This is a genomic window from Pseudomonas asplenii, assembly GCF_001293465.1.
In the GTDB taxonomy this organism is placed as follows: Bacteria; Pseudomonadota; Gammaproteobacteria; order Pseudomonadales; family Pseudomonadaceae; genus Aquipseudomonas; species Aquipseudomonas fuscovaginae_B.
Genome location: NZ_JSYZ01000019.1, coordinates 313,729 through 328,526 on the forward strand (window position 1 = coordinate 313,729; position 14,798 = coordinate 328,526).

Below are 14,798 nucleotides of genomic sequence, written 5' to 3' on the forward strand. Positions count from 1 at the left end.
TCATGGCTGACGAACACGATATGAATGACCAGGCCCTGGCTGACGAATGGGCGGCCGCCCTGGAAGAGTCCGGTGAATCCGGCCAGGCCGATATCGACGCCCTGCTGGCGGCCGATGCGGCCACCGCGCCGGGCTCCAACCGCCTGCCGATGGAAGAGTTCGGCAGCATGCCGAGGAGCCAGGACCCGGTCACCCTCGATGGGCCGAACCTGGACGTGATCCTGGACATTCCGGTGTCGATTTCCATGGAAGTCGGCAGCACCGATATCAACATCCGCAACCTGCTGCAGTTGAACCAGGGGTCGGTGATCGAGCTCGACCGCCTGGCCGGCGAGCCGCTGGACGTGCTGGTCAACGGTACGCTGATCGCCCACGGTGAAGTGGTGGTGGTGAACGAAAAGTTCGGTATCCGTCTGACCGACGTGATCAGCCCGAGCGAACGCATCAAGAAGCTGCGCTGAATGAGCAGGTTCCTCGGCGCACTCCTGTGGCTGCCGGTCTCTGCGCTGGCCGCCGAGCCCGCGGCCACGGCGGCAGCGGCCCCTGCGTCGACGGTCGGTGGCGGGATGGCCGGGCAGTTGACGCAACTGGTGCTGGGCCTGCTGCTGGTGCTGGCGGTGATCTTCGTCCTCGCCTGGCTGGTGCGCCGCGTGCAGCAGGCGGGGCCGGCGGGCAAGGGGCAGGTGATCGAGGTCGTCGGCTCCCGTGCGCTCGGGCCGCGTGACCGGCTGGTGCTGGTGCAGGTCGGCAAGGAGCAGATCCTGCTCGGCCTGACGCCGGGTACGATCACTCCGTTGCACGTGCTCAAGGAGCCGGTCCAGGTGCCCAATGGCGAGCCGGCGGCCCCGGAGTTCGCCCAACGCCTGATGGAATTGCTGGGTAAGGACAAGAAGTGATGGTTGCGTTGCGTTTCATCCTGACCCTGGCGCTGGTGCTGGCCGCGCCGCTGGCGTTCGCTGCCGATCCGTTGTCGATCCCGGCGATCACCGTCGGCACGGGCGCCAACGGCCAGCAGGAATACTCGGTCAGCCTGCAGATCCTGCTGATCATGACGGCGCTGAGCTTCATCCCGGCGTTCGTCATCCTGATGACCAGCTTCACCCGGATCATCATCGTCTTCTCGATCCTGCGCCAGGCCCTGGGCCTGCAGCAGACGCCGTCGAACCAGATCCTCACCGGCATGGCGCTGTTCCTGACCCTGTTCGTCATGGCGCCGGTGTTCGACAAGGTCAACCAGCAGGCCCTGCAGCCCTATCTCGCCGAGAAGATGACGGCCCAGGATGCGGTGCTCAAGGCCCAGGGGCCGCTCAAGGATTTCATGCTGGCGCAGACCCGCAGCAGTGACCTGGAGCTGTTCATGCGCCTGTCCAAGCGCACCGACATCGCCTCGCCGGACCAGGCGCCGCTGACCATCATCGTGCCGGCCTTCGTCACTTCCGAGCTGAAGACCGCGTTCCAGATCGGTTTCATGATCTTCATCCCGTTCCTGATCATCGACCTGGTGGTCGCCAGTGTGCTGATGGCGATGGGGATGATGATGCTGTCGCCGCTGATCATTTCCCTGCCGTTCAAGATCATGCTGTTCGTGCTGGTGGATGGTTGGGCGCTGATCATCGGTACCCTGGCCAGCAGTTTTGGTGGTGTCTAGATATTTACGGGTAGCGCGCCATGACGCCTGAAGTAGCCATTGATATTTTCCGTGATGCCCTCTGGCTGACCACGCTGATGGTTTCGGTGCTGGTGGTGCCAAGCCTGATCGTCGGGTTGATCGTGGCGATGTTCCAGGCCGCCACGCAGATCAACGAACAGACCCTGGGTTTCCTGCCGCGCCTGCTGGTGATGCTGATCACCCTGATCGTGGCCGGGCCATGGCTGGTGCAGAAGTTCATGGAGTACATCCAGTCGCTCTATGGCAGCATCCCGCAGGTCATCGGCTGACATGTCGCTGCTGGCGCTGACCGACGCGCAGATCAGCACCTGGGTCGCGAGCTTCATGTTGCCGCTGTTCCGGGTCGGCGCGGTGCTGATGACCATGCCGATCTTCGGTACCACCCTGGTTTCGCGACGGATCCGGATGTATTTCATCCTGGCCATTACCGTGGTGATCGCGCCCGGCCTGCCGCCGATGCCCGAAGTCCACCCGCTCGATCTCAGCGGGCTGATGCTGATCGCCGAGCAGATCATCATCGGCGCCTTGCTCGGTTTCTCCCTGCAACTGTTCTTCCAGGCCTTCGTGGTGGCCGGACAGATCGTCGCGATCCAGATGGGCATGGGCTTCGCCTCCATGGTCGACCCGGTCAATGGTGTCTCGACGGCGGTGATCGGGCAGTTCTTCACCATGCTGGTGACCCTGATGTTTCTCGGGATGAACGGTCACCTGGTGGTGTTCGAGGTGCTGACCGAGAGCTTCACCACCCTGCCGGTGGGCAGTGGCCTGGCGACCACGGATTTCTGGACGATCGTCGGCAAGCTCGGCTGGGTACTCGCCGCGGCGCTGATGCTGGTACTGCCGGCGATCACCGCGCTGCTGGTGGTCAACGTGGCCTTCGGCATCATGACCCGCGCCGCGCCGCAACTGAACATTTTCTCCATCGGCTTCCCGTTGACCCTGGCGTTGGGGATGCTGATCCTCTGGGTCAGCCTCGGGGATATTCTCAATCAGTATCAACCGCTGGTCGTCGAGGCCCTGCAGTTTTTACGTGAACTGGCACGGGCGCGCTGAGCATGGCAGAGAGCGAGAGCGGTCAGGACAAGACAGAAGAGCCCACGGAGAAACGCAAGAAGGACTCCCGGGAAAAGGGTGAGATCGCCCGCTCCAAGGAGCTCAATACGCTCGCGGTGATGCTGGCCGGGGCGGGTGGGCTGCTGGTCTTCGGCGGTACGCTGGCGCAGCAGATGGCCGAGCTGATGCGCTTGAACTTCACCCTGTCGCGCGAGGTGGTGCTCGACCAGCGCTACATGGCGATCTTCCTCATGCAGTCGGGCAAGCTGGCGATCCTGGCGGTGCAGCCGCTGCTGCTGACTCTGCTGATCGCCGCCTTCGTCGGGCCGATTTCCCTGGGTGGCTGGTTGTTCGCCGCCGGCAGCATGGCACCCAAGTTCAGCCGGATGAATCCGCTGGCCGGTCTCAAGCGGATGTTCTCGACCAAGGCCCTGGTGGAACTGCTCAAGGCCCTGGCGAAATTCTTCATCGTCCTGCTGGTGGCGCTGGCGGTGCTGTCGTCGGATATCGACGATCTGGTGCGGATAGCCCATGAGCCGCTGGAAATGGCGATTATCCACAGCCTGCAACTGGTCGGCTGGAGTGCCTTGTGGATGTCCCTCGGCCTGCTGCTGATCGCTGCGGTGGATGTGCCGGTGCAGTTGTGGGAAAGCCACAAGAAGCTGCTGATGACCAAGCAGGAAGTGCGCGACGAATACAAGGATCAGGAAGGGCGTCCCGAGGTCAAGCAGCGGATTCGCCAGTTGCAGCGGGAGATGTCCCAGCGTCGGATGATGGCGGCGATTCCCGAGGCCGACGTGGTCATCACCAACCCGACCCACTACGCGGTCGCGCTCAAGTACGATTCGGAAAAGGGCGGGGCGCCGATCCTGTTGGCCAAGGGTAACGACTTCATTGCCCTGAAGATCCGCGAGATCGCTGTCGAACACGACATCATGCTGCTCGAATCACCGGCCTTGGCCCGTTCGATCTACTACTCCACCGAGCTGGAGCAGGAGATTCCGGCGGGGCTGTATCTGGCGGTGGCGCAGGTGCTGGCGTACGTCTACCAGATCCGCCAGTTCCGCGCGGGCAAGGGCCGCCGGCCGGACCCGCTCAAGGACGACCTGCCGATTCCGCCGGAGTTGCGCCGCGATTCCTGATGGGCCCGCAAGTCTTGCTTTCCCCCGCATTTTCAACGTCTTCGTCATAGTTGGAGAGCTTCTTGCAGAAGCAGCTCCACGACGCCCGCAGGCGTCAAAAGTTTGCTTCAAGGTGACGAGGAATACCGGTGGATCGCACTCAACTCATCAACACTGCACGCAGCAACCTGGCCGGCCTCGGTCGGGGCAACCTGGGTGTGCCGCTGCTGCTGTTGGTCATGCTGGCGATGATGATGTTGCCGGTGCCGGCCTTCCTGCTGGACGTGTTCTTCACCTTCAACATCGCCCTGTCGATCGTCGTCCTGCTGGTCTGCGTGTATGCGCTGCGGCCGCTGGATTTCGCGGTGTTCCCGACCATCCTGCTGGTCGCCACGCTGTTGCGCCTGGCGCTGAACGTGGCATCGACCCGGGTGGTCATGCTCCATGGCCAGGAAGGCCATGCCGCCGCGGGCAAGGTGATCCAGGCTTTCGGTGAGGTGGTGATCGGCGGTAACTACGTGGTCGGTATCGTGGTCTTCGCGATCCTGATGATCATCAACTTCGTCGTGGTCACCAAGGGTGCCGGGCGGATTTCCGAGGTGAGCGCGCGTTTCACCCTCGATGCGATGCCCGGCAAGCAGATGGCGATCGATGCCGACCTCAACGCCGGCCTGATCGACCAGGCCCAGGCCAAGGCGCGCCGTGCGGAAGTGGCCCAGGAGGCCGAGTTCTACGGTTCGATGGACGGTGCCAGCAAATTCGTCCGCGGTGACGCCATCGCCGGCCTGCTGATCCTGTTCATCAACCTGATCGGCGGCATGGCGGTCGGCATCTTCCAGCACAACATGACATTCGCCGACGCCGGCAAGGTCTACGCCCTGCTGACCATCGGTGACGGTTTAGTGGCGCAATTGCCATCACTGTTGTTATCCACAGCCGCGGCCATCATGGTGACCCGTGCCTCCGGCTCGGAAGACATGGGCAAGCAGATCAACCGGCAGATGTTCGCTTCGCCCAAGGCCCTGGCCGTGGCGGCCGGCCTGATGGCGGTCATGGGGCTGGTGCCGGGCATGCCGCACATCTCCTTCCTCAGCCTGGCGCTGCTGGCCGGTGGTGCGGCGTACCTGGTCTGGAAAAAACAGAATGTTGCCAAGGCCCAGGCCCTGGCCGAAGTCCAGCGCCAGCAGGAACTGCTGCCGTCGCCGGCCCGCGCCATGGAAACCAAGGAACTGGGCTGGGACGACGTGACCCCGATCGACATGATCGGCCTGGAAGTGGGCTACCGCCTGATTCCGCTGGTGGATCGCAACCAGGGCGGGCAGTTGCTGGCGCGGATCAAGGGCGTGCGCAAGAAGCTGTCCCAGGACCTGGGCTTTCTGATGCCCACCGTGCATATTCGTGACAACCTCGACCTGGCGCCCAGCGCCTACCGCCTGACCCTGATGGGGGTGATCCTGGCCGAGGCCGAGATCTATCCCGAGCGCGAACTGGCGATCAACCCGGGGCAGGTCTATGGCACGCTCAACGGGATTACCGCCAAGGACCCGGCCTTCGGGCTGGATGCGGTCTGGATCGAGATCAGCCAGCGCGCCCAGGCACAGTCGCTGGGCTACACCGTGGTCGATGCCAGTACCGTGGTCGCGACCCACCTCAACCAGATTCTGTACAAGCACTCCAGCGAGCTGATCGGTCACGAGGAAGTCCAGCAACTCATGCAACTGCTGGCCAAGAACTCGCCGAAACTGGCCGAGGAACTGGTGCCGGGGATCATTTCCCTGTCGCACCTGCTCAAGGTGCTGCAGGCGTTGCTCGCCGAACACGTGCCGGTGCGCGATATCCGCACCATTGCCGAAGCGATCGCCAACAATGCCTCCAAGAGTCAAGATACTGCCGCTTTGGTTGCCGCCGTGCGTGTCGGTTTATCCCGCGCAATCGTCCAAAGCATTGTAGGGCTTGACTCCGAGCTGCCTGTGATCACCTTGGAACCCAGGTTGGAACAAATATTGCTCAATAGTCTGCAGAAGGCCGGACAAGGCTCGGAAGAGGGCGTTCTGCTCGAACCGAGCATGGCTGAAAAGCTTCAGCGTTCACTGATTGAGGCCGCCCAGCGTCAAGAGATGCAGGGGCAGCCGGTGATCCTGCTGGTAGCCGGTCCGGTTCGCGCGATGCTTTCGCGGTTCGGACGCCTGGCGGTACCCAGCCTGCATGTGCTGGCTTACCAGGAAATTCCGGACAACAAGCAAGTCACCATCGTTGCGACAGTAGGGCCCAACGGCTGAGGTAGTGGGTTATGCAAGTTAAGCGTTTTTTCGCCGCCGATATGCGTCAGGCCATGAAGCTGGTTCGTGACGAATTGGGCTCGGACGCGGCCATCATCGGCAACCGCCGGATCGCCGGCGGTGTCGAGCTGACGGCTGCGCTCGACTACAAGCTCTCGGCCCTGGCCCCACGGGTTCCGAACATGGAACTCGAGGACGAGTTGCGCAAGACCCAGTCGCGGATCGTCACCGCCCAGGCCGAACTGAGCCTGCGCAGCGAAGGTGAAAGCGATGCAGGCACCAACCGCCAACTGTTCGCCGGCCTGCCGCTGACCGCGGCGGAACCGCTGATCGAACCGACCTTCGACGAGCCACGCCGTCCGGCTCCGGCCCCGGCTGCAGCGGCCCCGGCGGTGGACCAGCGGGTTTTCGAGTCGATGCGCTCGGAGCTCAACGGCCTGCGTGAACTGCTGGAAGTCCAGCTCGGCTCGCTGGCCTGGAACCAGTTGCAGGGGCGTCAGCCGGAGCAGGCCAACCTGTGGCGACGCCTGCAGCGCATCGGCTTGTCCGGGCCGCTGTCGCGCGACCTGCTGGCACTGATCACCGACATCCAGGACCCACGCCAGGCCTGGCGCATGCTGCTGGCGCACCTGGCACGCATGATCGTCACGCCCGAGATCGAACCGCTGGAAGAGGGCGGGGTGATCGCCATGGTCGGCCCGGCCGGCATGGGCAAGACCACGACCCTGGCCAAGCTGGCCGCACGCTACGTACTCAAGTACGGCGCACAGAATATCGCGCTGGTAAGCATGGACAGCTTCCGCATTGGCGCCCAGGAGCAGCTCAAGACGCTGGGGCGGATTCTCAATGTCTCCGTGACCCATGTCGACCCCGGCCAGTCCCTGGCACAGGCCCTCGATCCGCTGCTGCGCAAGCGCGTGGTGCTGATCGACACCGCCGGCCTGCAGGCCAGCGACCCGGCCTTGCGCATGCAGCTGGAAAGCCTGGCCGGTCGCGGGATCAAGGCGAAGAACTATCTGGTCCTGGCCACCACCAGCCAGAAGCAGGTGCTCACCGCCGCCTACCATAGCTACAAGCGCTGTGGCCTGGCCGGTTGCATCCTGACCAAACTGGACGAGACGGCAAGCCTCGGCGAAGTGCTGAGCCTGGCCATCAGCCATGAACTGCCGGTGGCCTATCTGACCGATGGCCCGCGGATCCCGGACGATCTGCATCTGCCACGCCGTCACCAGCTGGTGAGCCGGGCGGTGAGTGTGCAGATGCAGGAAGAACCCAGCGAAGAGGCCATGGCCGATATGTTCGCTGACATCTACCACAGCCCCTCCAAACGAGTGGGGTGAGGTAACCATGAAGACGTTGCAACGCATCTACATCGATGGTCTGCCAGGCATTAGTCTCCCTCGGGAGCGCGCAGCCAGTTATGTGGCCTTCCGTCTACGCAAGACAAGGTAAGAAGAGAACATGGGTAGCATGCATCCCGTACAGGTGATTGCGGTGACCGGCGGCAAGGGTGGCGTCGGGAAGACTAACGTGTCAGTGAACTTGTCCCTGGCGCTGGCTGAGCTTGGCCGGCGTGTCATGCTGCTGGATGCCGACCTGGGCCTGGCGAATGTCGACGTTCTGCTGGGGCTGACCCCGAAACGGACCCTGGCCGATGTGATCGAGGGCCGCTGCGAGTTGCGCGATGTGCTGCTGCAGGGGCCTGGCGGGATCCGTATCGTGCCGGCGGCCTCCGGCACCCAGAGCATGGTCAATCTCAATCCGGCCCAGCATGCCGGCCTGATCCAGGCGTTCAGCGATATCGGCGACAATCTCGACGTGCTGGTGATCGACACCGCTGCGGGTATTGGTGACTCGGTGGTCAGTTTTGTCCGCGCGGCCCAGGAAGTGCTCCTGGTGGTCTGCGACGAGCCGACCTCGATCACCGACGCCTACGCGCTGATCAAGCTGCTCAACCGCGACTACGGCATGAATCGTTTCCGGGTGCTGGCCAACATGGCCCAGAGCCCGCAGGAAGGGCGCAACCTGTTCGCCAAGTTGACCAAGGTCACGGACCGCTTCCTTGACGTGGCCCTACAATACGTCGGCGCCGTTCCCTACGACGAATGCGTTCGCAAGGCCGTGCAGAAGCAGCGTGCGGTCTACGAAGCCTTCCCACGTTCGAAATGTGCCCTGGCGTTCAAGGCCATCGCGCAGAAGGTCGACACCTGGCCGTTGCCCGCCAACCCGCGGGGGCACCTGGAGTTCTTCGTCGAACGTCTGGTACTTCAAACGAGTGCGGGACCGGTGCTATGACTGCAAGTGGCTATCGCATGTATTCCAAGTCTTCGCGTGACAGCCAGTATGAATTGATCGAGCGATACGCGCCGCTGGTCAAGCGCATCGCCTATCACCTGCTGGCACGGCTGCCGGCCAGTGTTCAGGTCGAGGACCTGATCCAGGCCGGGATGATCGGCCTGCTCGAGGTTTCGACCAAGTACGACTCGGGCAAGGGCGCGAGTTTCGAGACCTATGCCGGTATCCGCATTCGTGGCGCGATGCTCGACGAGGTGCGCAAGGGCGACTGGGCACCCCGTTCGGTACACCGCAACACCCGCATGGTCAGTGACGCAATCCGCGCAATTGAAGCGAAAACCGGTCGCGACGCTAAAGATCATGAAGTTGCAGCCGAACTCCAGTTGAGTCTCGATGATTATTACGGGATTTTGAATGATACCTTGGGCAGCCGCCTGTTCAGTTTCGACGACCTGTTGCAGGACGGCGAACATGAAGGGTTGCATGAGGATGGCGCGAGTGCTCATCTCGAACCGTCGCGCGATCTGGAGGATGAACGCTTCCAGGCCGCACTGGCGGACGCGATCGCCAATTTGCCGGAGCGTGAGCGGCTGGTGTTGTCGCTGTACTACGACGAGGAGCTGAACCTCAAGGAAATCGGTGAGGTCCTGGGGGTCAGCGAATCACGGGTCAGCCAGTTGCATAGCCAGTGCGCAGCCCGTTTGCGGGGGCGTTTGGGAGAGTGGCGAGCGCGTTGACGGGGCAGTGTGTGGGGACACTGCGAACGAGACCGATGCAGCGTGTGACGGTGTATCGGCGGCTCGGCCGGTTGTGGTTTCCATGCAGTAGGGTACAGAGCCTTGTCGAGTGTTGTGCCGAATTGATTTAACAGCGCGTCCAGGTGCTGAAACGCGTTTAAGACTGCTTGGAGGTCGAATTGAACAAGAACATGAAAATCCTCATTGTTGATGACTTTTCAACGATGCGGCGGATCATCAAGAACCTGTTGCGTGATCTCGGGTTCACCAACACTGTCGAGGCCGATGACGGTACTACCGCCATTCCGGTGCTGAACAGTGGCAGCATCGACTTTCTGGTCACCGACTGGAACATGCCCGGCATGACCGGCATCGATCTGCTGCGCCACGTGCGTGCCGACGAGAAGCTCAAGCACCTGCCGGTCCTGATGGTAACGGCCGAGGCCAAGCGCGAGCAGATCATCGAGGCCGCACAGGCCGGTGTGAACGGCTATGTGGTCAAACCATTCACGGCCCAGGCGTTGAAAGAGAAGATCGAGAAGATCTTCGAACGCATCGGTTGATGAAGTCCGCCACGGGGGCGCTATGGAGCACTACGAATCCTCTCTGGGCGATTTTGAATCGACCCTGAAAAAACATGCTCGTGAGCTGGTCGAAAGCCTTGAAAAAGGCCGCTTCGGCGACGCCGTGCAAATGATCCATGAGCTGAACCAGGCCCGTGACCGCGGCTTGTATCTGGAAGTCGGCAAGCTGACCCGCGAGCTGCACAGTGCGATCGTCAATTTCCAGATCGATCCCACCATGCCGCAAGCCGAGGAAGTCTCGCAGATCACCGATGCCACCGAGCGCCTGTCCTATGTGGTCAGGCTGACCGAGGCTGCGGCCAACCGCACCATGGATCTGGTGGAGAGCGCGACCCCGCGGATCAATGGCCTGAATGACGAGGCCAAGGCGCTGAGCGCCGACTGGGGGCGGTTCATGCGGCGCGAGGTCGGTGCCGAGGAATTCCGTGCGTTGGCCCGCCGGGTCGACAGTTTTCTGACGCGCAGCGAGCAGGAAACCCAGGCGGTTTCGAGCGAGCTCAACGACATCCTGCTGGCCCAGGATTATCAGGATCTGACCGGCCAGGTGATCAAGCGCGTCACGCAGATGGTCACCGAGGTCGAGAGCAACCTGCTCAAGCTGGTGCTGATGGCCAGCCATGTGGATCGCTTTGCCGGCATCGAACATGACCGTGAAGCGATCCTTGCGCAAAAAGATCCACAAAAACAAATGGCAAAGGGTGAAGGTCCGCAGATTCATGCCGATAAACGTGAAGACGTTGTGTCCGGCCAGGACGATGTCGACGATTTGCTTTCCAGCCTTGGATTCTAGGAGCACCCATACACATGAGCTTCGGCGCCGATGAAGAGATCCTTCAGGATTTCCTGGTTGAGGCCGGCGAGATTCTTGAGCAACTGTCCGAACAACTGGTCGAGCTGGAAAGCCGGCCGGACGATGCTGACCTGCTCAATGCCATCTTTCGCGGTTTTCACACTGTAAAAGGGGGCGCCGGCTTCCTCCAGCTCAACGAGCTGGTGGAGTGCTGTCACATCGCCGAGAACGTGTTCGACATCCTGCGCAAGGGTGAGCGTCGCGTCGACGCCGAGCTGATGGACGTGGTCCTGGAAGCGCTCGATGCGGTCAACGGCATGTTCGGCCAGGTGCGCGAGCGCAGCCCGATCACTCCAGCGACCCCGGAGCTGCTGGCGGCCCTGTCGCGCCTGGCGGAACCCGCCGGTGCCGAACCGGCGCCGGAGCCCGTGGCCGAGGTCGCGGCAGCCGAGCCGGAACCGGTGGCCGAACCGGTCGCCGAAAGCCCGTCCGGCGACATCACCGACAATGAATTCGAACAGTTGCTCGACTCCCTCGACGGTGGCAAGGCCGATGCGCCACAAGCCGCCAGCGAAGGCGAGGCCGAGAGCGATGAAATCACCGATGCCGAGTTCGAGTCCCTGCTCGACCAGTTGCATGGCAAGGGCCAGTTCGCGCCCGACGCCGTGGCGGCTTCGGCCCAGGCACCGACCGCCGAGGCGGCCGGTGAGCAGCCTGACAGCGGCGACATTACCGACGACGAATTCGAAGCCCTGCTCGATCAGTTGCATGGCAAGGGCACGTTCAAGGTCGAGGGGATCGACACCGCTGCGGCGGCGGCCCAGGCCGCGGAAGTGACCGGTGCCTCCGGCAGCGACCTGATCACCGATCAGGAGTTCGAGTCCCTGCTCGACGAACTGCACGGCAAGGGCAAGTTCACCGATGTGGCGGCCAGTGCCGCCGCGCCGGCCGTCGCCAAGCCGGCCGCCGTCTCTGCACCGGCCGCCGCCTCGGCCACTTCCGCCCCGGCCGCCAAGGCTCCGGCGGCAGCGGCTGCGGCCTCACCGGCGCCAGCGGCGAAAGCGGCACCCGCCCCGGCTGCCGCCGCGGCGGCCCCGGCTCCGGCCCGTGCCCCGGCACCAGCCGCCGCGGGCGCAGGCGACAAGCCGGCTGCCAGTGAAGCGGAAACCACGGTGCGGGTCGACACCGCGCGCCTGGACGAGATCATGAACATGGTCGGCGAGCTGGTGCTGGTGCGTAACCGCCTGGTGCGCCTGGGGCTCAACAGCGGCGACGAGGCCATGTCCAAGGCGGTGTCCAACCTCGATGTGGTGACCGCCGACCTGCAGACCGCGGTGATGAAGACCCGCATGCAGCCGATCAAGAAAGTCTTCGGCCGCTTCCCGCGCCTGGTCCGTGACCTGGCCCGGCAGTTGAAGAAAGAGATCAACCTGGAGCTGGTGGGTGAGGAAACCGACCTCGACAAGAACCTCGTCGAGGCACTGGCCGACCCGCTGGTCCACCTGGTGCGCAACTCGGTCGACCACGGTATCGAAGAGCCGGCCGACCGCGAAGCGATGGGCAAGCCGCGCAGTGGCCGGGTGGTGCTTTCGGCCGAACAGGAAGGCGACCACATCCTGCTGTCGATCTCCGATGACGGCAAGGGCATGGATGCCGACGTGCTGCGCAGCATCGCCGTGAAGAAGGGCCTGATGGACAAGGATGCGGCGGATCGCCTGAGCGAGACCGACTGCTTCAACCTGATCTTCGCCCCGGGTTTCTCGACCAAGACCGAGATCTCCGACGTGTCCGGCCGCGGCGTCGGCATGGACGTGGTGAAGACCAAGATCGCCCAGCTCAACGGCACCATCAATATCTACTCGACCAAGGGCAAGGGCTCGAAGATCGTCATCAAGGTGCCGCTGACCCTGGCGATCATGCCGACCCTGATGGTCATGCTCGGCAACCAGGCCTTCGCGTTCCCGCTGGTCAACGTCAACGAGATCTTCCACCTCGACCTGTCGCGCACCAACGTGGTCGACGGCCAGGAAGTGGTGATCGTGCGCGACAAGGCCTTGCCGCTGTTCTATCTCAAGCGCTGGCTGGTCAGTTCCGCTGTTCATGAAGAGCAGCGCGAGGGCCATGTGGTGATCCTTTCCGTCGGCACCCAACGCATCGGCTTTGTCGTCGATCAATTGGTTGGCCAGGAGGAAGTGGTAATCAAGCCTCTGGGCAAAATGCTGCAGGGAACCCCGGGCATGTCGGGCGCCACCATCACCGGTGACGGTCGCATCGCGCTGATTCTCGATGTGCCGAGCATGCTCAAGCGTTACGCCGCGCGGCGTATTTGATTCTGGTACGGCGACAGGACATGAGTCCTGCGCCGTGTCTAACGGAGTGTTTATGGTAGTCAAGGTCCTGGTGGTGGATGACTCGGGTTTTTTCCGCCGCCGCGTCTCGGAAATCCTTTCGGCGGATACGAGCATCCAGGTCGTCGGTACGGCGACCAACGGTAAAGAAGCGATTGATCAGGCGCTGGCGCTCAAGCCGGATGTGATCACCATGGACTATGAGATGCCGATGATGGATGGCATCACGGCAGTGCGGCACATCATGCAGCGCTGCCCGACTCCGGTGTTGATGTTTTCCTCCCTGACCCACGAAGGCGCCCGCGTCACGCTCGACGCGCTGGATGCCGGTGCCGTGGACTTCCTGCCGAAGAACTTCGAAGACATCTCGCGCAACCCCGAGAAGGTCAAGCAACTGCTGTGCGAGAAGGTTCACAGCATCTCGCGCAGCAACCGTCGTTTCAGCAGCTACAGTGCCCCGGCGCCGCAGCCCGCTGCCGCTCCGGCACCGTCCGCCACCAGCAGTTTCTCCAGCAGCCATGCCCCGGCTCCCGCGCCGGTACGCAATGCGCCGCCGCCCAGCCGCAGCGCGCCACCGGCCGCCACCGCCAGCACTTCCGGCACGCCCAAGCGCAAGGCCTACAAGCTGGTGGCGATCGGTACCTCGACGGGTGGGCCGGTGGCCCTGCAGCGCGTGCTGACGCAATTGCCGGCGAACTTCCCGGCGCCGATCGTGCTGATCCAGCATATGCCGGCCGCCTTCACCAAGGCCTTTGCCGAGCGCCTGGACAAGCTCTGCCGGATCAGCGTCAAGGAAGCCGAGGATGGTGACATCCTGCGTCCGGGCCTGGCCCTGCTGGCGCCAGGTGGCAAGCAGATGATGGTCGACGCCCGCGGCGCGGTGAAAATCCTGCCGGGCGACGAGCGTCTCAACTACAAGCCTTGCGTGGACATCACCTTCGGTTCCGCGGCCAAGTCCTACGGCGACAAGGTTCTGGCGGTGGTGCTGACCGGCATGGGTGCCGACGGTCGTGAAGGCGCGCGCCTGCTCAAGCAGGGCGGCAGTGCGGTCTGGGCCCAGGATGAAGCGAGCTGCGTGATCTATGGCATGCCAATGGCGATCGTCAAGGCCGACCTGGCCGACGCCGTCTACAGCCTGGACGATATCGGCAAGCACCTGGTCGAGGCCTGTCTCTGATGGATGTGTTGAGCCTCATCGGTATCATCATGGCCTTTGTCGCCATTATCGGCGGCAACTTCCTCGAAGGCGGTCATATCGGCGCCCTGGCCAACGGCCCGGCGGCGCTGATCGTGCTCGGCGGGACCATCGGCGCGGCGTTGCTGCAGTCGCCGATGAGCGCCTTCAAGCGTGCCATCCAGATTCTCGGCTGGATCTTTTTCCCGCCCCGGGTCGACCTGGCCGGCGGTATCGACCGGGTGGTCAACTGGAGCCTCACCGCGCGCAAGGAAGGCCTGCTGGGCCTGGAAGGCGTGGCCGATACCGAACCCGACAGCTACTCGCGCAAGGGCCTGCAACTGCTGGTCGACGGCGCCGAGCCGGAAGCCATCCGCAGCATTCTCGAGGTGGATTTTTTCACCCAGGAAAGCCGTGACATCGAAGCCGCCAAGGTCTTCGAAAGCATGGGCGGCTACGCCCCGACCATCGGCATCATCGGTGCGGTGATGGGCCTGATCCACGTCATGGGCAACCTCAGCGATCCGTCGCAGTTGGGCAACGGCATCGCCGTGGCCTTCGTCGCCACCATCTACGGCGTGGCCAGTGCCAACCTGGTGCTGCTGCCGATCGCCAGCAAGCTGAAGTCGATCGCGGTACGCCAGTCGCGCTATCGCGAGATGCTGCTCGAAGGCATCCTGTCGATTGCCGAAGGCGAGAACCCGCGCTCCATCGAATTGAAGCTCCAGGGCTTCATGGATTGATGGAG

The 14,798-nt window shown here is 63.2% G+C and carries 15 protein-coding genes; all 15 read left to right on the forward strand.

Annotated features, from left to right (window positions below; genetic code table 11):
* The first annotated feature begins 2 nt into the window (after positions 1-2).
* Positions 3-461, forward strand: a complete 459-nt coding sequence (fliN, locus tag PF66_RS24805; RefSeq protein ID WP_054061282.1) for a flagellar motor switch protein FliN — start codon at positions 3-5, stop codon at positions 459-461.
* Complete coding sequence (gene fliO, locus PF66_RS24810) at positions 462-896, forward strand: flagellar biosynthetic protein FliO (RefSeq protein WP_054064085.1); 435 nt, start codon at positions 462-464, stop codon at positions 894-896.
* Positions 896-1,648 carry a flagellar type III secretion system pore protein FliP gene (gene fliP / locus PF66_RS24815; RefSeq protein ID WP_054064086.1) on the forward strand — a complete coding sequence of 251 codons (753 nt, stop codon included), beginning with the start codon at positions 896-898 and terminating at the stop codon, positions 1,646-1,648. The genes fliO and fliP overlap by 1 nt, the downstream gene beginning before the upstream one ends.
* 20 nt (positions 1,649-1,668) lie before the next feature.
* Positions 1,669-1,938: a flagellar biosynthesis protein FliQ gene (gene fliQ / locus PF66_RS24820; protein WP_054061324.1), complete on the forward strand. Its 270-nt coding sequence runs from the start codon at positions 1,669-1,671 to the stop codon at positions 1,936-1,938.
* Between the two features lies 1 nt (position 1,939).
* Positions 1,940-2,722 (forward strand): flagellar biosynthetic protein FliR, encoded by a 783-nt coding sequence (gene fliR / locus PF66_RS24825; RefSeq protein WP_054061323.1) that lies wholly within the window; start codon positions 1,940-1,942, stop codon positions 2,720-2,722.
* 2 nt (positions 2,723-2,724) lie between these two features.
* Positions 2,725-3,864 (forward strand): flagellar biosynthesis protein FlhB, encoded by a 1,140-nt coding sequence (gene flhB / locus PF66_RS24830; protein ID WP_054061322.1) that lies wholly within the window; start codon positions 2,725-2,727, stop codon positions 3,862-3,864.
* A 128-nt stretch (positions 3,865-3,992) separates the two neighbouring features.
* Positions 3,993-6,122 carry a flagellar biosynthesis protein FlhA gene (flhA, locus tag PF66_RS24835; protein WP_054061321.1) on the forward strand — a complete coding sequence of 710 codons (2,130 nt, stop codon included), beginning with the start codon at positions 3,993-3,995 and terminating at the stop codon, positions 6,120-6,122.
* Positions 6,123-6,133: 11 nt separating this feature from the next.
* Positions 6,134-7,462, forward strand: a complete 1,329-nt coding sequence (gene flhF / locus PF66_RS24840) for a flagellar biosynthesis protein FlhF (RefSeq protein WP_054061320.1) — start codon at positions 6,134-6,136, stop codon at positions 7,460-7,462.
* 121 nt (positions 7,463-7,583) lie between these two features.
* On the forward strand, positions 7,584-8,417 hold the full coding sequence (gene fleN / locus PF66_RS24845) for a flagellar synthesis regulator FleN (protein ID WP_017902274.1): 834 nt from the start codon (positions 7,584-7,586) through the stop codon (positions 8,415-8,417).
* The gene (fliA, locus tag PF66_RS24850; RefSeq protein WP_054064087.1) at positions 8,414-9,154 is read left to right on the forward strand and encodes an RNA polymerase sigma factor FliA; all 741 of its coding nucleotides are present in this window, start codon (positions 8,414-8,416) and stop codon (positions 9,152-9,154) included. Before fleN ends, fliA begins: the two co-directional genes overlap by 4 nt.
* 191 nt (positions 9,155-9,345) lie before the next feature.
* Positions 9,346-9,717: a chemotaxis response regulator CheY gene (locus PF66_RS24855; protein ID WP_003183998.1), complete on the forward strand. Its 372-nt coding sequence runs from the start codon at positions 9,346-9,348 to the stop codon at positions 9,715-9,717.
* 22 nt (positions 9,718-9,739) lie between these two features.
* The gene (locus tag PF66_RS24860; protein WP_054061318.1) at positions 9,740-10,528 is read left to right on the forward strand and encodes a protein phosphatase CheZ; all 789 of its coding nucleotides are present in this window, start codon (positions 9,740-9,742) and stop codon (positions 10,526-10,528) included.
* Between the two features lie 14 nt (positions 10,529-10,542).
* Positions 10,543-12,858, forward strand: a complete 2,316-nt coding sequence (locus PF66_RS24865) for a chemotaxis protein CheA (RefSeq protein ID WP_054064088.1) — start codon at positions 10,543-10,545, stop codon at positions 12,856-12,858.
* Positions 12,859-12,910: 52 nt separating this feature from the next.
* On the forward strand, positions 12,911-14,053 hold the full coding sequence (locus PF66_RS24870; protein WP_054064089.1) for a protein-glutamate methylesterase/protein-glutamine glutaminase: 1,143 nt from the start codon (positions 12,911-12,913) through the stop codon (positions 14,051-14,053).
* A complete protein-coding gene (locus PF66_RS24875; protein ID WP_054061400.1) occupies positions 14,053-14,793 on the forward strand; it encodes a flagellar motor protein in 741 nt (246 codons plus the stop codon). Before PF66_RS24870 ends, PF66_RS24875 begins: the two co-directional genes overlap by 1 nt.
* Positions 14,794-14,798: the final 5 nt, after the last annotated feature.

Coding starts and splice junctions, on each gene's coding strand:
- fliN (WP_054061282.1), top strand. CDS start 3: ATGGCTGACGAACACGATATGAATGACCAGGCCCTGGCTGACGAATGG.
- fliO (WP_054064085.1), top strand. CDS start 462: ATGAGCAGGTTCCTCGGCGCACTCCTGTGGCTGCCGGTCTCTGCGCTG.
- fliP (WP_054064086.1), top strand. CDS start 896: ATGGTTGCGTTGCGTTTCATCCTGACCCTGGCGCTGGTGCTGGCCGCG.
- fliQ (WP_054061324.1), top strand. CDS start 1,669: ATGACGCCTGAAGTAGCCATTGATATTTTCCGTGATGCCCTCTGGCTG.
- fliR (WP_054061323.1), top strand. CDS start 1,940: ATGTCGCTGCTGGCGCTGACCGACGCGCAGATCAGCACCTGGGTCGCG.
- flhB (WP_054061322.1), top strand. CDS start 2,725: ATGGCAGAGAGCGAGAGCGGTCAGGACAAGACAGAAGAGCCCACGGAG.
- flhF (WP_054061320.1), top strand. CDS start 6,134: ATGCAAGTTAAGCGTTTTTTCGCCGCCGATATGCGTCAGGCCATGAAG.
- fleN (WP_017902274.1), top strand. CDS start 7,584: ATGGGTAGCATGCATCCCGTACAGGTGATTGCGGTGACCGGCGGCAAG.
- fliA (WP_054064087.1), top strand. CDS start 8,414: ATGACTGCAAGTGGCTATCGCATGTATTCCAAGTCTTCGCGTGACAGC.
- PF66_RS24855 (WP_003183998.1), top strand. CDS start 9,346: ATGAAAATCCTCATTGTTGATGACTTTTCAACGATGCGGCGGATCATC.
- PF66_RS24860 (WP_054061318.1), top strand. CDS start 9,740: ATGGAGCACTACGAATCCTCTCTGGGCGATTTTGAATCGACCCTGAAA.
- PF66_RS24865 (WP_054064088.1), top strand. CDS start 10,543: ATGAGCTTCGGCGCCGATGAAGAGATCCTTCAGGATTTCCTGGTTGAG.
- PF66_RS24870 (WP_054064089.1), top strand. CDS start 12,911: ATGGTAGTCAAGGTCCTGGTGGTGGATGACTCGGGTTTTTTCCGCCGC.
- PF66_RS24875 (WP_054061400.1), top strand. CDS start 14,053: ATGGATGTGTTGAGCCTCATCGGTATCATCATGGCCTTTGTCGCCATT.